The organism is Niabella hirudinis, assembly GCF_051201075.1.
Taxonomy (GTDB): Bacteria; Bacteroidota; Bacteroidia; order Chitinophagales; family Chitinophagaceae; genus Niabella; species Niabella hirudinis.
In genome coordinates this window covers 187,111-207,536 of sequence record NZ_JBPEHJ010000009.1, presented here as the reverse complement: position 1 = coordinate 207,536, position 20,426 = coordinate 187,111, and the positions used below count along the sequence as shown (strand labels likewise).

Annotated in this window: 16 protein-coding genes; 3 read left to right on the top strand and 13 right to left on the bottom strand. The window is 49.2% G+C overall.

The genetic code is table 11. The features are described 5' to 3' along the window. Positions 1-286 precede the first annotated feature (286 nt). From GGU45_RS16930 to GGU45_RS16905, 6 genes are read right to left on the bottom strand one after another with little or no spacing between them, the layout of a single operon-like run. Entirely contained in the window at positions 287-1,384 is a 1,098-nt protein-coding gene (locus GGU45_RS16930; protein WP_435226728.1) for a nucleotidyltransferase family protein, read from the bottom strand. Then, a complete protein-coding gene (locus tag GGU45_RS16925) occupies positions 1,365-3,020 on the bottom strand; it encodes an ATP-binding cassette domain-containing protein (RefSeq protein WP_435226726.1) in 1,656 nt (551 codons plus the stop codon). Before GGU45_RS16925 ends, GGU45_RS16930 begins: the two co-directional genes overlap by 20 nt. Further along, positions 2,974-3,678, bottom strand: a complete 705-nt coding sequence (locus GGU45_RS16920) for a glycosyltransferase family 2 protein (RefSeq protein ID WP_435226724.1) — start codon at positions 3,676-3,678, stop codon at positions 2,974-2,976. Before GGU45_RS16920 ends, GGU45_RS16925 begins: the two co-directional genes overlap by 47 nt. After that, positions 3,675-5,093, bottom strand: coding sequence for a glycosyltransferase family 2 protein (locus GGU45_RS16915; RefSeq protein ID WP_435226722.1), 1,419 nt, complete (start codon positions 5,091-5,093; stop codon positions 3,675-3,677). The genes GGU45_RS16920 and GGU45_RS16915 overlap by 4 nt, the downstream gene beginning before the upstream one ends. Next, entirely contained in the window at positions 5,080-6,108 is a 1,029-nt protein-coding gene (locus GGU45_RS16910) for an HPr kinase/phosphorylase (protein WP_435226720.1), read from the bottom strand. The genes GGU45_RS16915 and GGU45_RS16910 overlap by 14 nt, the downstream gene beginning before the upstream one ends. Before the next feature lie 13 nt (positions 6,109-6,121). Continuing rightward, positions 6,122-6,655: a hypothetical protein gene (locus GGU45_RS16905; RefSeq protein ID WP_435226719.1), complete on the bottom strand. Its 534-nt coding sequence runs from the start codon at positions 6,653-6,655 to the stop codon at positions 6,122-6,124. A 38-nt stretch (positions 6,656-6,693) separates the two neighbouring features. On the opposite strand from GGU45_RS16905, the gene GGU45_RS16900 reads away from it, so the two are divergent. Beyond that, positions 6,694-7,302 carry a MiaE family protein gene (locus tag GGU45_RS16900; protein WP_435226718.1) on the top strand — a complete coding sequence of 203 codons (609 nt, stop codon included), beginning with the start codon at positions 6,694-6,696 and terminating at the stop codon, positions 7,300-7,302. Between the two features lie 9 nt (positions 7,303-7,311). On the opposite strand, the gene GGU45_RS16895 is transcribed toward GGU45_RS16900, so the two are convergent. From GGU45_RS16895 to GGU45_RS16865, 7 genes are all read right to left on the bottom strand, one after another. Next, the gene (locus GGU45_RS16895; protein WP_435226716.1) at positions 7,312-7,740 is read right to left on the bottom strand and encodes a GNAT family N-acetyltransferase; all 429 of its coding nucleotides are present in this window, start codon (positions 7,738-7,740) and stop codon (positions 7,312-7,314) included. 105 nt (positions 7,741-7,845) lie between these two features. Next, positions 7,846-8,292, bottom strand: coding sequence for a DoxX family membrane protein (locus GGU45_RS16890; RefSeq protein ID WP_435226715.1), 447 nt, complete (start codon positions 8,290-8,292; stop codon positions 7,846-7,848). Positions 8,293-8,377: 85 nt separating this feature from the next. Beyond that, complete coding sequence (locus GGU45_RS16885; protein ID WP_435226714.1) at positions 8,378-9,367, bottom strand: endonuclease/exonuclease/phosphatase; 990 nt, start codon at positions 9,365-9,367, stop codon at positions 8,378-8,380. 91 nt (positions 9,368-9,458) lie between these two features. Continuing rightward, positions 9,459-10,133, bottom strand: a complete 675-nt coding sequence (locus GGU45_RS16880) for a YggS family pyridoxal phosphate-dependent enzyme (protein ID WP_435226712.1) — start codon at positions 10,131-10,133, stop codon at positions 9,459-9,461. Positions 10,134-10,906: 773 nt separating this feature from the next. Beyond that, positions 10,907-12,127 carry a glycoside hydrolase family 27 protein gene (locus GGU45_RS16875; protein ID WP_435226711.1) on the bottom strand — a complete coding sequence of 407 codons (1,221 nt, stop codon included), beginning with the start codon at positions 12,125-12,127 and terminating at the stop codon, positions 10,907-10,909. 162 nt (positions 12,128-12,289) lie between these two features. Further along, a complete protein-coding gene (locus tag GGU45_RS16870; protein ID WP_435226709.1) occupies positions 12,290-13,798 on the bottom strand; it encodes a M60 family metallopeptidase in 1,509 nt (502 codons plus the stop codon). Between the two features lie 381 nt (positions 13,799-14,179). Then, the gene (locus GGU45_RS16865; RefSeq protein WP_435226707.1) at positions 14,180-15,334 is read right to left on the bottom strand and encodes an acyl-CoA dehydrogenase family protein; all 1,155 of its coding nucleotides are present in this window, start codon (positions 15,332-15,334) and stop codon (positions 14,180-14,182) included. A 224-nt stretch (positions 15,335-15,558) separates the two neighbouring features. On the opposite strand from GGU45_RS16865, the gene GGU45_RS16860 reads away from it, so the two are divergent. Beyond that, on the top strand, positions 15,559-17,118 hold the full coding sequence (locus GGU45_RS16860; RefSeq protein WP_435226706.1) for an acyl-CoA mutase large subunit family protein: 1,560 nt from the start codon (positions 15,559-15,561) through the stop codon (positions 17,116-17,118). A gap of 923 nt (positions 17,119-18,041) precedes the next feature. Continuing rightward, positions 18,042-20,426 (top strand): outer membrane beta-barrel protein, encoded by a 2,385-nt coding sequence (locus GGU45_RS16855; protein WP_435226704.1) that lies wholly within the window; start codon positions 18,042-18,044, stop codon positions 20,424-20,426.

Genomic DNA, 20,426 nt, shown 5'->3' with positions numbered 1-20,426 from the left:
AAAAACCGGAACACAAAAATAAACAAGCGGAAAGGCAGCCAGAGGGCCACACTTCCAAAACGAGACGGCTCTTTTACCTGAATGCACCAGCTGATGCAAAAACATTGCAGGTTCCCTTTATCGGGGATGCCACACACAGGATATGGTTATTACCGGAGAAACCCTGCTAATGCGCCCTGATCCTGGGATGTAACAGTCCGTACCCCGGGCGCCACCCTTAAAACGGCCGGGGATTATATGCGGATCGGTTCTTACCCGAAGGCTGACACTATTGTACTATAATGTACTATAGCTCCATACGCCTCCGGATCCGTTTGGAAATAAAAATAAACCCTGCGCTTCTTATAAAATGATAACACCTTCCCAACAGGTTTATATTTGGGTAAAGGCGGCATACAATATACATCAGGTTCTTCATGGTACGCGGACCATTAAGGATCCACTGCAGAATACCCTCTTTATTGGTCGTTTTATAAAACAACCTGCGGGGTATCTTTACCGCACCCGGGTCGGGAGCCGACACACCCAATTGCAATAATACTTTACAGGCATAGTCGAACAGGTCTTCTTTTTTTTCTTCAACGGCCAGCTGCCGGGCCTCCTGCCAGATCCATTCATTCATTTGCGGGTTCAGCACAGCTATATCAATGACCCAGTTCAGGTTATCCTTATTCCCCATATCACCTGCATGAATCAGGATCATAAACACCTCAAAGGCCAGGAAAGGTTTTTTTCCCCCGGGCAAAGCCGGACAGGGCGCCAGATTACCCCATAGCAGGTCCGTAAACCTTCGGGTACAGTTTGATCCTATCCTCCAATGAAGATCCATGTAAGTGTCATTGCTTTGATTGGTGCAGGAAATAGCGTGCGTAAAATCGGACGACAGACGGGGCACTTCTTCCAGGCACCGGATTGCTAAAATATCGGGTGTAAAGTTCAATTGCCGCAGCGCCGCAAAGGCTTCCGGAAGCTGCCGTTCCCGGATCAGCAGATCAAAATCGGCCATCGGTCTTAACTCTGCCCGCTCATAATACTGCCGGAGGGAGGCTCCTTTGATTACCACGGCTTCAATACCCGCAGCCAGGAGGGCCCTATGTACCTGTTGAAGCTGGTTACTGATATGCTGTGTACGCAGCCACCAGTACTTATAAATCACTTTAAGCCGTTTATCATGCCGGCAGCGGATCCCCTCCTGCTGATTTTTGTGCAGCAGGTAGGGCACCAACCGCAAAGAACTAAAATCCAGCTCCATGATCTGCACGGCATCCTCCCAGGCGCGTACATACCCTTCCCGCGCGGTCTTATCCCCCGCCAGGCATGCACGTACCAGTAATGTTTGTGCCACACTCAGATTGTCAACGGGATCAGAAAGAACGGATTTCATCGGCAATGGATTCAAAACCTGGTTGATGACTAATGATAATAATGATCCTATCTTTTTTTAGATGAGCGATCTCCTGCCTCAGTACCCGGATCGCAGATTCATCCAGATGATTGAGCGGTTCATCAAGGATCAGCACCTCATGCGAACGCAGCAGTTCACGGATCAGCGCGATGCGTTTTGCCTCCCCGCCGGACAACCCCTCGCCCCGTTCACCTACATGACGGCTGTTGGGATCACTGCCCGAAGGCAGCAGGCCATACAGCCAGGAGCTGCCCAGGCCGGCCCAGGCCCGTTCGGGTTCCTCATGACCAAAAACCGTATTCTCTTTAATGCTGCCCATAAATATCGGGGCATCCTGATCTAAAAAACCAAACCGGGAACGCAATGTTTTCAATACCTCCCAGCCGGCCGGCTCCCCATTCAAAAACAGGCTACCCTCCTGGGGCTCCAGCAATCCCAGGAGCATGTGTGCCGCGGTGGATTTTCCGCTGCCATTGCGTCCCTGCCACAGGTAGATCTTACCCCGCACCAGGTCCAGATCGAGATCCTGTATTCCTGCGCCACCGTTGTACAGATAGCCTACACCTTTAAAGGACAGTTGTCCGATGGCCCCGGGAGGAACCGGTTCCGGATCCGGAACCGGTTCCTCCACAAGATCGAAAAAGCCAGACAGGGTAACCGCCGCATCCTGCCCCTCCATCAGTGCGCTTACCGCTCCGGGAACCTGCATCAGATTACTTTGCACAACGCTTACGAGCAACAGTACAATGAGCAGTTCACTAAACTGAACATATCCCTGTTGCAGCCAGAATATGCCCACCAGGAAGATCAGCACTCTTACCAGGTTGCCCGCCGCCTGATTCGCAATACGCCACCGCGATTGCTGGCGGAGCTTTTCAGAATTGGACTCAAGGAACTGATCGGTTTCCTCCCGGTTCTGGTTTGCAGACCGGGCATACCCCCTGCCCATTTTTATAAGATCGAACTGATCCACGCTCTTGGCCACCCAATGATGTTGGCGGCGCCAGGCGGCATGAAACTGCTGAATACAGGGACGCTGTTTTCGCATAGAATAAAGATGCAGCCCCCCCAGTACCGCCAGTGCACCCAGGCATAACAGGAACAAGGGAAAGCTGATCAGCGCAATCACCACAATAAGGGCAACCGCAACAATACCGTTAATGGCAAGTACTTCCAGTACTGCACCCATGGCGCCACGCAGGCGCCAGGCTTCCACCATCATCATATCAAAATAGTATACCCGGCTTTGCTGGTGAAAGGTAAGCCAGTTGAGCGCATGCATTTTTTTCCAGATGCGCTCCGTAAGCTCCAGTGAAAAGGTCTTGAGCAGCTCAATATTGATGGCGGATTGCCGGTAGGAGGCAACACCACTCCCTATAAATAATAAGAGCACGGCAAGCACTCCCGGCACCAGTTCGGTAACATGCGGTAATGTACTATCCTTAAGATACCGGTACAGGAAATAAGGCCATATTGTTGCAGCTATTATGCGGAATATCCCGTAAGCAAGCGTTGACAGCAATTGCTTTTTGGGAATCATCCGGAGAAAGCCGGTCCACTTCAAATATCTATTGATCCGATCCGCGGGCATCTGTTTGAGGTTTTCTCTTTTCATCTAAATGCGCTTTTATCAATCCCAGGAATGCTGATTTATCCACACCAAGGGTCGTGTTATGATCGTGTACCCTGCGGTAGGCCAGCACCTCCTCCAGCATGATCTGCTCCAGGCCGGCCCTTATGATCCGGCTAAACCATTCCACAAAATCACCGATCCGGACCTGCTGGTCAAAACCGCCATAGGTTTCAAAGAGTTTTCTTTTTCCTAAAAAGGCGATCTTTGAATATCCCTTTAGTGGTCCTGAACGGGCCTGCTGAGTGCCTGCCCGTTCCTTTGCGAGACTTTCAAATTCGCGGATCAGGCAAAAACAGACTTCAGCCGTGCCGGTGCGTAATGCCTTCATTTGCTTTTCCAGCTTCTCCGCCTCCCATAGGTCATCGGCATCCAGAAAGGCAATAAAGGGCGCCGAACCATATTCTATGGCCGCATTAAGTGTAGCAGATACGCCCCGGTGCGGGTATTTTAATAACTCAATACGATGATCATCCAACATCAGGGATTCAACAATGGCCGTGGTCTGATCTTCGGAGCCGTCATCGGCAACAATGATCCGGAGCTCCTTCCAGGTTTGAGCCTGTACCGATGCAATGGCCTCGCCAATAAATTGCCGGCCGTTGTATACGGCAATAATAACGTCGATCAGCGGGGCGCTCATTGATTTTTGATTTGCCGGTGAAGTAAACCCAGTATCTCCCTGCGCATTACGGCTTTGTTAAGGCTGGCATTGGCACCGTGATACCATTTCCGGAGCAGCAGGCGATCTACATTCTTTTCCGCGAACCCCGCTTTCCGGAGCCGGCGGATCAGATCAAAATCACTGCTCACATCCAGCGATTCATCAAAATTATGCACCTGCAGCAATGCCTGTTTACGGATCAGCAGCGCGCTGGGCACCAGCCCCCGGTGCTCCTCAAGGAGCTTTTCACTAAAGTTGGCAGGAAGTACAATATCATCTGCACAAACAAAATACTGGTTGCAGGTAACAAATGCGCAATACGGATCCTGCTGAAGCACCTCCCATTGCTGGCGCAGCTTATCCGGCATCCATTCATCATCCTGATCCAGAAAAGCGATGATCTCCCCGCCGGCATGATTGATCCCTTTGTTGCGGGCAGCGGCCACACCTGCATTCGGCTGCTGTATGATCCGGGCCCGGGGAAAACGCCCGCGGATAAATTCGGCACCTCCATCGGTTGATCCGTCATCAACCACCAATAGTTCCCAATGGGTATAGCTTTGGTCAAGCACACTCCCGATCGATTTTGTTACCAGATCTTTGCCGTTGTACAGGGGAAGGACAATACTGATCAACGGATCTTCCTTCCGGATCCGGTAATCTTTGAGCTGTGGTATGTGACTCATTTTTGTATTATTTTTTCTGCGCTGTGCCGCTTTATGCAACACCTTTAAAAGCTGCAATTCCTTAATACTTTTATGCACCGACATATTACCGCCATGTACATGATATAAAAGCGTGGTAGCTTCCAGAAGAATGATCTTAACCTGCTGTTCTTTTAAACGGAGCCACCAGTCTATATCTTCGCTGTAACGGAGGCTTTCGTCAAAAAAGAACGATTGTTCAAAAATACGCTTCCGCACAAGCAGGGCCCCCAGGTGCACATGGCTCAGCCGGTTTTCATCGTCTTCATATTTTATATGAAGATCGGGGGTACCATTCCGGAGCAGGTACTTTATTTTCCCGCCCGCCACGTCCACTTGCGGATCCTCCAGTACAGGCAGCAGGAGACTGAGCTTGTTCAATGGCCATTCATCATCAGCATCCAGGAAACTGATCAGTTCTCCCAGGGCGGCCCTGATACCGGTATTACGGGCGGCCGCCGGGCCCTTTTGCACGGCATGAGAAATAAGCCGTACCTGTGGATACCGCTCCTGAAGCTCCTGTAAAAACGGCCGGGCAACGGGCCCCGATGCGTCATTGACTACGATAATATCCAGCTGGCACCCGCTATTGCGGACAAGATCCTGTTGCAGGAGGCTTTGTACAGCCCTGAAGAGCTCGGGACCGTTATTGTACGTGGGTATAATAACGCTGATCTCAGGATAATGCATCTGAATATAATTGATCAAATGATTGTTCAAACCGTTTAGGATCGGTTCCCAAATTCCAACGGAACCCGGGCAATACCGCGCTAACCTGCATCAGCTTCTGATAAGCCGCCTCACGGTGGTGCGGCAAATGATGCAAGGTGGTGGGCGCCATAGCCAGCAATGTTTGGCTGGGTTTTACAGGTTCAAGACACGAATGTTCCTGGTGCATGACCCTGGGCAGCAGCACGGCGCTCAGGGTTGCAAGGTTTATAAACGAACCGGCCCACAGCTCCCTGACATAAAAAATGGCTTTTTGCTGCTCCAGCAATTCTTTGTTGACCACATGGGGCATCCAGTCCGGAAAGCGCTTCCTGAGGTTCTCCGGTTCCACTTTAGCCGTTTGATAGAGGGTATATACTTTTGGATCGCTCCCTAATTCGATCCATACATAATCATCGCCCAGATATTGATAACCGCAGCGCAGCAGTGTAAGACAGGAGGTAGATTTTCCGGATCCGCTGGGCCCCGTGATCAGCACCCCTTTGCCTCCTTTGGCAATAGCGCCGGCATGTATCAGCTGCGCCGGCAGATCCCGTGTCCAGAAATGAAAAATGACCCGGAAAGGAAAGCTGGCCTCCCACCAGGGAAGATCCTCCGGCGTTTGTACCCAATAAATTCCGGTACGGCTTTGTCTCGAATAGAGAAAGAGCTGCCGTTGCCAGGGTTGAAAAAAGAGCTGCACCTCTTCCTGATCCAGTGTGGTATTGAATCCCTGGGCATTAAACCCTGACCATGGCGGTGCCGTTATCTTACCGGGCAGATCCGCGTCCACGGCATACCAGATCGTTAGTTCGGCAGCCGCATCCCCGGCATCAACGATCAGATGCGCCAATGCCGGGATCAGCCTGCTTTGTAAAATATCAGATGGGGTATTCAGCCGCACAGTTCTGCCAGCCAGCAATAAACAGTCGGTATAGTAGGCCGGCAATGCTGTAAACAGGGAAAGAATACGTGAAAAATAATCATTAAGCGTCAAAACAATTGCATTTTTAGGAATCCTTCTGTACCACCCAACCTTCCTCATCCACATCGTGAATCGGGTCTAACATCAGAAGGTCCTGCATATCCGCATACTTATTAAACTTCGGCGCCTGATAGTCAGCCGGAGCATCCGTCAGTGGCCTGGCAGCAATACCGGTACCATCCACTTTCCGGATCACATCTTCCTCCAGCAACTGACGGAAAACAGGCATCAGCTCCGCTTCAATCGCAGTTGCATGTTGCGGCATGGCGTCACAAAGAAAACGGACCGGCTCTGTTTCGTCCTCAAACGGAAGCGCTTTAAGCAGGAAAACAGCGAGGCCCTGTACACTATAGTAAAGTCCTGTATCTAAATTGGCTATAATATATTCTCCATCAAATATATCCGCAGCAAGGCGTGAGTTTAGTGTGAACATACAGCAAGAGGTCTGATTTTTTGCCCAAAGTAGTAATAAAAAACGGAATAACGGGTATTGATCCATCGCAATTCGTCCCTGCCCGCCGTTTTTAGCGATCTTATGAAAGGGCTCCCTCTGATTCATCCTGCCTATTCGGATATAATTTCTTTAATTTCGCCGGCATGGAGTTTTCTCAGGACACAAAGAATATTTTAGGCTTGCAGCTCCCGACTGACCCCCGTTGGGTAAACCTGGCCGAGATTTCGCTGGAGGCGATCCTCACCGACCATGCCTACTGTGAGCAAAAAGCGGCCACCAGTTGCATTTCGCTCATCCAGCGTTATAGCGATAAGGAACAGCTCGTAAAAGCATTGGCGCCTATTGTTACCGAGGAATGGGGACACTTCCGGCTGGTATTGCAGGAGCTGGAAAAAAGAGGTCTGAAACTGGGTCGCCAGCGAAAAGATGAATATGTAAATGCCCTGTTACAGTTCCAGTTAAAAGGCGGAAGCCCCGAAGAATTTTTCCTGGACAAGCTATTGACCATGGCTATGATTGAAGCGCGCAGCTGTGAGCGTTTTAAACGACTGAGCGAAGGTTTGAACGATGCTTATATGAGCAAATTTTACCGGCGTTTTATGGAAAGCGAGGCCGGGCATTATACGCTCTTTATTGAACTGGCAGAAACATACCTGCCCAAAGAAAAGGTCCGGAAACGCTGGACTGAGTGGCTGGCGCATGAGGCGGTAATCATGCAGGAAATGGAACTGCGCGGAGACCGCATTCATTAGGCCCAGGCATTACAGGGGGATGCGCATGTGATGATGCGGCACACTTACTTCCAAAAATGGCTCGCCATAGATCTCAAATCCGCTCTTCAGATAAAAAGGAATCGCGGTGTCCCGTGCATGGCAAATGATCTCCTGCAGGCGCTGCGTCTTTGCAAACGTCAGCAATGCCTCAACCAGCATCCGGCCGATGCCCCGCGATTGGTTTCCTGTTTCAACAGCCATCTGCTTTAGCTGCGCCCCTCTATCTGCCAGCGGCACCAGGATCACGCACCCAACCACCGCATCCTTTTCCACTGCTACAAAATGCCAGGCTTTGTGGTCGTCCATCTCCCAGCCATGATCCGGCAAACCAATCGGACGCAGCAGGATACGGTTCCGCAGGTCCTGTTCCTGTTTATAAAAAGGATGGCTCATTTCTATTTGTTCAACTGCGATCATCTTTATTCATTTAATACCCTCAATGCACCTGAGATTGCAAACATAACGGAGACTCCGGATTATTTTTATTTAAAATACCGGCAATAAGCGCATTTTGCGCGGATCCTACCGTTTCTTTTCCTCCTCCCCCGCATGAATAGCGTCCAGCGACCAGGGCCCGTTACTGGCAACCAAAAAATAAACCAGCAGCAGCAACACCACAATTGTTAATAGCAGGTTGGAAAAAGGATGCAGCGCATTGCCCGCTCCGGCAAAGAATACAGCCCCCAGCAGGATGGGCAGCTGCATCAGGCAGGCCGCCCTTGTCAGCAATCCCAATGTGAGCAATACCCCTCCCAGGATATGTGCCCCCACAATATAATGCCCAACCATGATCGTCAGGAAGGCGCTGAATGACATCCATTCCGGCATAAGGTCCATCAGCACATTGTAGTTATTAACAAACTGAACCCCTTTGGCAACCAGGAAAACGCCCAATGCGATGCGGACGATATCCATCCAGGCAGGGTGATGTCTTTCACCCCAGAACTCAATACGTTGAATCAGTGTCATCTTTTTGTATTTTAAGGTGAATGAATAAACTAAAGAACCTCTGCAAAGTTACAAATCCGATAAAGGGAAATCCAAAATTTAATTTTCAACGGGCGCAAATCCGAACGGGTTTCAGGTCCTGTTTGCCGGTTGCATGATTAGATGCCGCAACCACCTGATATACCGATGATACCGGGTAGTGATCAGATGTGTGGCCGGATGGATAGTCCGGAACCACAGCCGCCACATCGGTCCTGACCCTTACGGACCCTCTTCTATACCAATCCATCATTTTCCCCGAGACGATCTGCTGGTCAATCACGGAATTGGGAAAGTTAATAGTCGACTGGTATCCCGGAACATTTAAGGATAAGGTAACCGGACTATAGCGGGCCGGTTCTGCGATAAAATTTTTATAGGGCGATGCCGAATCCGGAACGATGCTGCCATTAAGATGATCGTTAAAGTCGCCCAATATCATGCAGTGCTGTCCCCCAAAATAGGCGTCCAGGCTGTCTTTCAGCTCACGGGCGCCATCCCTGCGTTGCTCATAAGCCTCTTTTCCGCTACCTGCCTTTGCATGAAGGAGGATAAAATGCACGGTATTTCTTTGGCCGTTCACCACCACATCGGCAGTAAACAGGAATGGGAAACGCCCGGAAGCAAAGTGCACGGCAGCCGTTGCGCTTGTGCTCATAAACGGCCTTGCACGGGCATTCCTGAAAATATTCCGGTTATATACCAGGGCCAGTTTCTGCTCAATTCTTGGATAAGGGCTGATCACAAACCGGAATTCATCGCCCAGATAATGCCGGACCATGCTTCCAAAACGCGCCGTATCCACCACTTCGCAGATCCCGTACAAGTCTGCGCCCAGGTAACGGAGGACGGCCCCGGCATTTGCTTCCTGCACATCAGGAGCACTACCCGATCGGCCGGAACCGAACCATTCGATGTTCCAGTTTACAATAACAAGCTCCTTGTTATAATTTTTTAAAAGCATGGAATCTTCAGCCGGGAGCGAAGGCTGAAATCTGTCTTTTGCGCAGGACCAACAGGTAGCCAGCAACAATAGCGCGGGTGCCAGGTGTTTCATAGATTATTTTTTTCTACCCCAAATTTAACAAATCCGGGTTATTCTTTTACGCCTCAGGATATTTTTTTATCAACCTTCAAACCCCGGCCCTTTATGTCCTTGCCCCAAACAACAGGCTCCCCACCCGGATCATGGTGCTGCCGTATTCCAGCGCCAGTTCATAATCGCCGCTCATGCCCATGGATAATGTTTCAAGTTTCAGGTTTGGGGTTTCAGATTTTGCGTTCCTTTCAAAAATTGTCTTCATTGCCGTGAACTCCTGCTTCAGCTTATTGGCATCCTCCGTAAAACTTGCCATGGCCATCACTCCCTTTACCTGAATATTGGGCAACACCAGTGCTCCGGAACCGATCCTGTCGATCAGTGCCGTAACCTCCGCCCCATCAAAACCAAACTTTGTTTCTTCCTGCGCTATATGCACCTGTAGCAGGCAGTCGATAACACGGTCGTTCTTGCCTGCCTGTTTATCAATTTCAATCAGCAGCTTTTCACTATCCACTCCCTGGATCAGATGCACAAAGGGCGCCATGTATTTTACCTTGTTGGATTGCAGGTGGCCGATAAAATGCCAGCGGATATCTGGCGGAAGCTGTGCTTGTTTTTCCACCAGCTCCTGCACATAATTTTCGCCAAAATCCCGTTGTCCGAGATCATACAGGGCTTTTATATCACTTACCGGTTTTAGCTTGGAAACGGCTACCAATGTTGCCCCTGCTGCTTTTGTCTTTGCCAGAATGGCTTTATAATGCTGTTCATTTACCGACATGGGGTAAAAATACAGATTCTATTTTTAAAGAGGTTCTCAGAGGTTGTCTAAAAACGGGTTTTAACCTGTTTATCAAGCCAGCCAAAGAACAATGCTCGGAGCATGATAATGACAGGCCGTACCTACGACACCCAGGGGACCACAGCGCCCTTTAAAGCCGCGCTAAAGCACGGCTTTAAAGATAACAACGCGCCAATAGCGCTTATAAGGACTATCCAAATGCCATTTTCTAAAAATATAGTAACAATTATCTCCCGCTCCCGATAGCCGCATACGCATCAAGCTAAGAACAGGTCTATTTCCACAAAATGCAGTGCGGGTAAGCCTTTCAGACCAAAAAAATCGTATCATTTAATGGTAAACAGGCGCAGCGCGCCGTTGACCCTTATAACGATGAACCTCCAAAACCTCCCGTAGCCGCAGCGCGGCGGTAATTTCCTGTGCACAGCTTGTACAAACCGCAATGATTACCGGTGCACTGCACCTTTATACCCGTATGGTCGTTTACTAAAAGGATCAACGCTGCGCTGCAGCTCCCGGGGGCAAAAATTAACCTGACTCAGATGGATAGTCGGGACGCAGATGTGCGCAGAAGCACATTTTTGAATCTGCGTTTTTCGGTCCCGATTCGAATCGGATAAAATCAAGTGAAATGACGGTTATGATGCCGGGGAGAGCGACACCAAAAAAGGCTGACGGTTATCGGGAGCGGGAACTGTATCAGGAAAGTTCTATTTTCAGACAACTTCAGAGAAGCGGCTAATTCTTATGTTTCACTTATACTGGAACACATTATACGGCAGCGATACACCTTTTATACGCAACACCACTACCCCATGTGCCGGCACCTCAAACGACTGTTCTTTATTTACAGAGCGAGAATATTCCTTCTTATTCCACAAATCCCGCATGGTATATCCTTTTTTTGAATTGATGCTTAGTGAATCGGGACTAAAGTTAATAAGTGCCTTTGTTTTGGCCCTGTTAAACAATGCTACTGCAACTTCCCCGCTCATGGTATGCTTCAATGGCCGGGCCCATACTTCCTGATCGCCATTGTCCCGCAGGCGGCGGGCCTGGTATACCAGGGGATCCTGGTTAATAGCAATCATTTCTTCATTGGTGAGGATACCCAGTGTTTCCTTCGACATTTTTGTAAGATCATTCCCCGCCAGTAAGGGCGAGTTCAGCATGCACCACATAGAAAAATGCGCTTTATCTTCTTCATAGCTCATCCCCCGGCCCACCTGCAGCATATCCATATCGTTTACATGACCCGGACCGCAATAAGGCCACAGATCAGCATTCAGGTCAATGATCTTTGCAATGGCATCAAATTGCTCCCCTATATCGCCGGATACCCGCCAGGAGTTAGCCACGTTTACTACCCATTTACCCGGAAATTTCCAGCGGCATACATTATACAGGGCCTGTGGTTTTATGGTTTTGATCAGCCGTCCGATTTCTGTATACCGGGTTTGTTCATCAAGGCCCAGCCATTCACCGCCGCACCAGTCTACTTTTATAAAATCGAACCCCCATTGGTTTAGCATCAGCTCCAGGTCCTGCCGTTCATGTCCATAAAGTCCCATACCAATTCCTATGGAATCTTTGTCCCAATAAGAACCGCAGGTGTTGATGCCTGCATCACTGTAAGTGCCCGCTTTTAATCCCCTGGAATGAATATAGGTCGCCAGCGCCCCCATTCCCCTGGGAAAGCGTACAGGGTGCGTCTTTATCCTTCCATCCTGATCCCGCCCCCCGTAAAAGCCATCATCGATATTGATAAACGTGTAGCCCGCCGTTTTCATACCGCTGGCCACCAGCGCATCGGTTTGCGCCCGGATGATTTGTTCATTAATATGAACCCGGAAGTTATTCCAGCTGGCCCAGCCCATCATGGGCGTATGACGGCCCTGGATTGGCTTAGGGGGTTGTCCCGAAACACCCGAGACAACCAGTAAAACGGCCCAAAGAATGATCTGTTTTTTCATTAGCGACACTTTTAAAAAAACCTGAAAACTCAATAATGGACCCGATGCCTGGGTGATAGCCATCAGGCCCGCTCCCGACTGACCGGGTTAAGGAAACTGTATCAATTCCGGACTCTCAAACACCATGGACTGACCCATTGCTAAAGGCCCGCAGCCCACTGGTTAATCTTCCAGTGTGGTCAGGTCTACCTTTGGCTTGGGCAGGTTCATTGCTGCGATCTCCTTCCTGCAGGCATCCGCCATCTCCTGCGTCAGTTCATAATCATAGTTCCCGTAATCGCCGATCTTAAATGATCCCACATAAAAAAAGCCATACTTTTCAAAAAAATCCGTCAGGTCCGTCTTTCCCACTTTGCAAACCGTCTTTACAAAGTTCAGCTGATAGAGTGCAGGATTTTTGCCCCGGTTACCCCAGCCCCCGGAACGGTGCTCCTTATTGCTTTCGGCTGCTCCCTGCTGCCGGAATGCTTCAAAAAGATCGGGGTAAAAGTCAGGATTTGCACCCGCCCCCGTAAAATATAATTGCAGCTGCCAGAAGGGGATCAGCCGGTTAAACACATCATTATCCTGCAGGTAGCAGATTCCGCGGGCAATAATGCTGTCGCGTGCTTTCTGATAATTTTTTTGTTCAGACACCCTGCTTTTGTTTCCAAAAGACGTGGTTCCGTAAAGCGAAAAAATATTGTTGCTTACTTCACCCAACCCGCCCCAGTTGAGGTAGGGCCGCAGCTGGTGCACATGCCCCACTTCATGGCTAAAGCCCCAGCAGGGGTCGCCTTTAATTACCCGGGCGGGATCTACCACCAGCGGCATCGCGTTGCCCGGCTTGGTGCCCATATAGGCCACCCCATCCCCATCGCGAAACATATAGTAGTTATAGTTAACCCGCGCCAGGATGTGATTTTTGGGCACTTTATTGTATTTGATCAGTCCCAGGATCCGGTGTTGACGATATACCAGCGAATCATAGTTGCTGATTAGTTCCACTCCCTTTCCGTATGCATATTTTTTGCAATCCTCCGCCGGGTAGGCAATCTGGATATGGCGTCCTTTTGCATCGATCACCGGGTACACCGCATGATCGATCAGCCGGTTCCAGTCTGCATCATTATTTTTTGCGATATCAAAATAGCCATTCACCTTCCCGTTCACAAAATGAACCCGGATGGGCCGCTCTTTTTCGGGCTCATCAGAATAGTAATCAATATAAGCCAGTCCATCGTGCTTTTCCAGTTCGATGATGTTCACGCCGTTCTTCAGCGGGAATACCTGCCGTTTGATTCCCCAGCCCGCGGGGTCCTTTGTAGGTTCTACCCCCTCCGGGGCACGCCGGTTCCAGTTGGGCACCAGCAGCCGTACTTCTTTTCCTTCGGCAATACCATCAACCAGCACCACCTGCCTTCCCACGGGAAGATAGATACCCGTGATGCCTTCATACTTGCTATAGCCATCCCCAATCGTCAGTTCCCGGCCCAGGGTGGTTGGTTTCAGCCATGCAGGGTAGTCCGCCATACGGTAGTCCACATCATACTTCTTATCTGCCATTAATAAGGCCGCAGCCTTCAATTGCGGATCCTGTATTTTTTCAATGTCTTTTTTCTTTACCCTCTTTTTTAGCTGTAATGCCATCGGCGTTTTAAAAACAGCCAGATCCTTTTCGACCTGTATCATATCCGGAGTTTGCGCCCTCGCAACCAACCAACCCAAAAAGCAAGCAATAAGCAGCCCGATCCTCATAGTTTTAATAATTTGATGATGCGGGAAAATACAGATTATGTATGGCTAAAAAATGCGCAAACGGTTGTGCAGAAAAAAATGGAATTTGAAAATGTGGAAATGTGGAAATGAAGATGCCGTTAATGCTCTCCCTGATCTTCCTCCTGGTCCATATTATACAGGAAATAGGGAATGGCGAGTAGTGAGAAGTTTGTACATGAAGTATAAAAAATGCCTCCAAACATCGAGTGCAAGGCGAAATCCGACCTGAAACCTGGAACTTGAAACCTTACTGAAACCTTAAACCTCAAACTTGAAACCTGGAACTAAAATGTGTTACTTCAAAATTCCCCGGCTGATCACGATCCGCTGTACTTCACTGGTGCCTTCATAAATCTGGGTAATCTTGGCATCGCGCATCAGCCGCTCTACATGATATTCTTTTACAAAGCCATAGCCCCCGTGTACCTGCACGGCTTCCACGGCAGCCCACATGGCCGTTTCGGATGTATACAGTTTTGCCATCGAGGAACTGATATCATAATTCAGGTGCTGGTCCTTTTCCCAGGCTGCTTTCAAGCACAGCAGCCGCGCGGCTTCTATTTTCAGCGCCATATCTGCCAGTTTAAAGGCAATGGCCTGGTGATTCATAATTTCTGTTCCAAAAGATTTTCGGGTTTTTGCATAATCCCTGGCCCGTTCAAAGGCGCCACCCGCAATACCCAACGCCTGGGAAGCAATTCCAATGCGCCCCCCGGCCAGGGTTTTCATGGCAAACTTAAATCCAAACCCATCCTCCCCGATCCGGTTTTCCCTTGGCACTTTCACATCCGAAAAAAGGATCGTATGCGTATCGCTTCCGCGGATGCCCATTTTATTTTCCTTGGCGGCCACCGTTACACCAGGCCAGCTTTTTTCCACGACAAATACATTGATGCCTTTGGAGCCTTTCGACCGGTCGGTCTGCGCGATCACCAGGTACACCGAAGCGCTGCTGCCGTTGGTGATCCAGTTCTTGGTACCGTTCAAAAGATAATGATCTCCTTTATCTTCCGCCGTTGTCTGTTGCGAGGTAGCGTCACTGCCCGCTTCCGGTTCACTCAGTAAAAATGCACCAATGTACAACTGTCCTTCCTTTTTGCCCTGGGCCAGCGGTACCAGGTATTGCTGTTTCTGGGCTTCGGTACCAAACTCCTGCAGTCCGTAACAAACCAGGCTGTTGTTTACGCTCATGCACACACTTACGCTGGCATCTACTTTCGAAATTTCCTCCATAGCCAGCACATAGCTGATCGTATCCAGCCCGGCGCCGCCATATTCCGGTTTTACCATCATGCCCATAAAACCCAGGTCGGCCAGTTTTTCGATCTGTTCCCTTGGAAATTTTTGTTGCTCATCGCGCTCTATGACCCCCGGCAAACATTCCTGGTTGGCAAAATCGCGGGCAGCCTGCCGGATCATTTGCTGTTCTTCTGACAATTGAAAATCCATACGTGCATCGTTTAAGTCCTGCAAATATAAAAGACAGTTTTCTTAAACGAACAAGTGTTCATATATTTACAGCCTTAAAATTGATGCAAAACAAGCGGGGATACCCGGTATGGGATGCTGGATACTGGATACTGGATCAGCATCGAGAAGCAAGCATCGAGCGCCAAGTATCGAGCATCGAGCATCGAGTATCGAGCATCAAGCATCGAGTATCAAAATAAAAAATGGAAGCAAAAAAGATTTATACAGACAGTAATATACCGGTAAATACCCTGTATACAGCCGCAGATGCGCCCCAGCAGGAACCCGGGCAGCCTGGCCAATTCCCGTTCACCCGCGGCATACAACCCGATATGTACCGCGGCCGCTTATGGACCATGCGGCAATATGCAGGGTTCAGCACGGCCGCAGAAAGCAATAAACGATACCACTATTTATTATCGCAGGGTGTTATGGGGCTCAGCGTGGCCTTTGACCTGCCCACACAAATCGGCTACGACAGCGACCATCCCCTGGCGGAAGGCGAAGTAGGCAAAGTGGGCGTGGCCATCGACAGTATTGAAGACATGGCGGAACTGTTTAACGGCATCCGGCTGGAGGAGGTGTCTACCAGTATGACCATCAATTCCACGGCTTTTATCTTACTGGCACTGTATGTGGCGCAGGCCAAAACACAGGGTGCGGATCTTTCCAAAATCTCCGGCACCATCCAAAATGATATTCTAAAAGAATATGCGGCCCGCGGCACCTACCGCTACCCGCCAAAGCCTTCCATGCGCATCATCACCGATATTTTTGAGTGGTGCTCCAAAGAGCTGCCCAAGTGGAATACCATTTCCATCAGCGGTTACCACATTCGTGAGGCCGGCAGCACGGCAGCACAGGAAATTGCTTTTACCCTCAGCAACGGCAAAGCCTATGTGCAGGCTGCCCTCAACAAAGGGCTCGACATAAATGTATTTGGCAAACGCCTCTCCTTCTTTTTTAATGCGCACAACGACTTGTTTGAGGAAGTAGCCAAGTTCCGTGCCGCACGCCGCATGTGGGCGCAAATCATGAAGGACCTGGGCGCTACCGACCCCAGGGCGCAGATGCTGCGCTTTCACACGCAAACCGGCGGCAGTACGCTTACCGCCCAGCAGCCGCAGAACAATATATCCCGGGTCACCATCCAAACCCTGGCCGCCGTATTGGGGGGCACCCAATCGCTGCACACCAATGGTTTTGATGAAGCCCTGAGCCTGCCCACCGAAGAAGCAGCACGGATTGCCTTGCGGACACAGCAGATTGTAGCCTTTGAAAGTGGTGTTGCAGGCACGGCAGACCCCTTGGCCGGTTCTTATTTTGTGGAGACACTGACCCGCGAAATGGAACAAAAAGTGCAGGAAATCATCGACCAGGTAGATGCCATGGGAGGCAGCATTACAGCCATCGAGGAAGGCTTTATGCAGGAGGCCATCGCGCGCAGCGCCTACGAATACCAGCAAAAAATTGAAGCACACCAAAAGATCATTGTAGGCGTCAACCGCTTTCAAACAGCAGAAGCCAATACCACTCCTATATTCAAAGTAGACGATAGCATTGGTGCCCTGCAAAAGCAAAAGCTGGAGCAACTTCGTAACAACCGCAATCAATCCGAATGCGATCGCATATTATCGCTGCTCCGTTCCAAAGCCTCCGGTACAGAAAACATGATGCCATCCGTGATCGAAGCCGTAGAAGCCAAATGCACCCTGGGAGAAATTGCAGGCACCCTCGTGGAGGTTTTTGGTGAGTATCAGTAATCTGCCCTTCGGGAATGTAAAATACCCAATGAAGAATGTAAAAGGTACAGGGGAAAAGGTACAAAGAGTATTCTTTTAGGAAAAGAAGCTTGTTGATTTTTGATAGCATCCACTTTTGCATTTTACATTTCCTGAAGTCCCTATGAAAGAACGGTATTCTATAACGAATCGATCCACCTTTTTTATTCATTGGACCAGCATAATTAGGGCCTGCTGTTTCACCGGTATTCAGGCAAATTAGACGGTAAGACAATAAGTTTTGGTTGTTAAGGAGCGAAGATGATGCAAGCAAAATGCAGCCACCCTGCAAAACCCTTGCAGTTAATTTTCTTGTAGCCTTTTTGTTTGCCCAAAAGGCTGCTGCTGGAAGGCTGTCATAACCAGGCCTGCAACGCAGATTTTATCGGTTCCGCCGTAGCCGCAATATCCTCCGCTATTGGATTACAATTTGGCGGAATTGCCCGTGGCGGACTAGATTTTTATTCGCTGATTTATTATTTTTTTAATGGACCTTACGAGCTCCCTTCGGTCGGTTGCTCCTCTTTTCATTCCCGATTGATCGCATTGGCGTCAGGTTAACTTTTGCCCTGGGAGCTGCAGCGCAGCGCTGATCCTGTTAGTAAGCAACAATACGGGTAATAAAGGTGCGATCTTTTTAACGTGAAAGGCTTACCCGTACTACATTTCATGGCAATATGATCTGTTCCTAACTTGACGCACATGCGATACATCGGGAGAAAAGTGGAAGAAAAAAGCCTGGATACTCGAGTTAATCAGCAGGCCCTAATTATACCGGTCGTACATCATTTTTTCCATACCCGCATCGGCATCGCCATCTTCTTACCGGGGAAAATTACTACTTCTACATTCTATATTCGATATTTTACATTCTCCATTTTTGCAGGTTTCCCTATTTTTGGCGGATGCGACAGATTTTAGTATTGTTTTTTGTTATTCTATTAAACACCATCTGCTTAGGCCAGCTGACCATCAAAGGCACCGTTGGGGATGAAACCGATTCGCCGCTTGCCGGCGCCACTATCGAATTTTACAGAAGTAACCAGGCCGCAAAAATAATTGCCGCCGATGCATCAGGAGCTTTTCAAATCGATGCCCTCAGGGCCGGGGAGAAATACCTGTTACAAATATCCGCAGTGGGCTACCTGGACCAGGCGCTGGCCCTTCAGTTGCAGGGCGATACTACGCTTCGGATCGTTCTCACACGCAGTAATACCCTGTTAAAGGATGTAACCGTAACAGGTAAAGCAAAATTGATCGAAATAAAGCCTGACAAAACAGTCGTAAACCTGGCAAACAACCTGGCTATTGTGGGCAATAATATTGCAGATGCACTTGGAAAAATCCCCGGCCTGCAAATGAACAGCGACCGGGTTAGCATTCCCGGAAAAGGAGAAGTACAATTAATGCAGGACGGCCGGCTGATCCAGCTTTCACAAAAAGACCTGGTCAACTATTTAAAATCCATCCCTTCTGCAAATGTGTCAAAGATCGAAATCATTACCAATCCTTCTGCCGCTTATGACGCAGCAGGAAACGCCGGCCTGATCAACATCATTACCAAACGCAGCAAACAACAGGGCTACAATGGCAGCATACAGGCCGGTTATAAACAATGGCAGCAATACCCCGGCATGGATGTTACCGGCAATATCAATTACAATTCCGGAAAATGGAATCTTTATGCCAACGGCAATCTTTTCCGGATCCGCCATAAGTACGGCTTCCGCTGGGAAGAATATTACCCGGACCGCTCCTGGGTGATGAGCGATACCGGAGATTATAAGCAGCACAATCTGGTGTTGAATGCAGGGGCCGACTACCAGCTTTCGTCAAAATCGCTGATTGGCTTCAGCGCCGGCTTTTCAAGATATTACGAAGGGGGTGCCGACTATGTGCGCAATCCCTTTTACAATGGACAGGGCAAAGCCGATTCGGTATTAACCACCTACGCAACCTATATTCCCCTGGCAAAAGCACAATCCTATAGCCTGTACTACAAAACAAAACTGGATACCACCGGCAAAACCTTTTCAATGGATGGCAGTTTCCTTACTTTTTACCGTACAGATGAATCCGATGTTATTGCAAAAACCTTTACACCGGAAGGCGCGCTGATTGCTCCCTCAACCGCACTCTTTTACAACAACACCATGCAGAACATCAACATCTACGCATTAAAGGCGGATATGGAGTTTCCCACAAGGGTAGCCAAACTGCAATGGGGCGGTAAAATTAATTTTATTGAAACCTACAACAACATGCGTTATTACCGTGTGTCCGGCGGCGACAAAAATTTTGATTCCCGGTTAAGCAATGAATATAAATACAATGAAAATACCCAGGCGCTCTATTTAAATGGAAGCCGCGACGCGGGCAACTGGACCTTCCAGGCGGGCCTGCGGGGAGAGCTTACCCAAACCAACGGCTACTCTTATACCCGGCAACAGGGCAATGCCAACAACTACGTAAAATTATTCCCCAATGCCTTGATCAATTTTAAAAAAGACGACCAGAACAGCTTTGCCCTTAGCTACAACAAGCGGGTACGCCGTCCTACATTCTGGAACCTGAACCCCTACATTTCCATACTTACAGCATACAGCTATTATGAGGGCAACCCCTTCCTGCAACCGGAATACAACAGCAATTTCCAGCTGCAGCACAATTATGACAACAAGCTCACCAGCGCTTTCTTTGTGGCCCTTACCAACAATGGATTTGATGATATCACCATTGCACGTGCGGACACCAATTTTGTGATGCGCACTCCCAAAAATTTTGTCAACAGTACACGTTTCGGCATTTCTGAAACCTATAACTTCTCCGCTATCCGGTGGTGGGAAAGCAATAACCTCTTTAACCTCTATCATACCAGCGGAAAATCAAAACTGGATTATGTTGAGGGCAAGAAAGGCTGGGGCGCCTATTTTTCCAGCAGCAACAACCTGTATTTAAACCCCGGTAAAACCTTAGCCGCCGCCGTAAATTTCTGGTACCAGTTCCGGGAAGTAACGCTGGTAAACCAGTCCGATGCCTACTACAATATAGACCTCGGTTTGAATGCGCAATTATTTAAAAATAAACTATCACTTAACGCCAACGTGCAGGATATATTGGGCACCAGCGCCCCGTCTTATACAACCGTAATCAACGGCATCCGGCAGCGTTATGCCGTGTTGCAGCTGAACCGGAATTTTTCGCTGACCCTGATCTTTAAATTTGGCAAAAAAGGGATGCCGGCAACGGAGCATACCCATAGCAACCAGGAGGAGCGGGAACGGATGTAA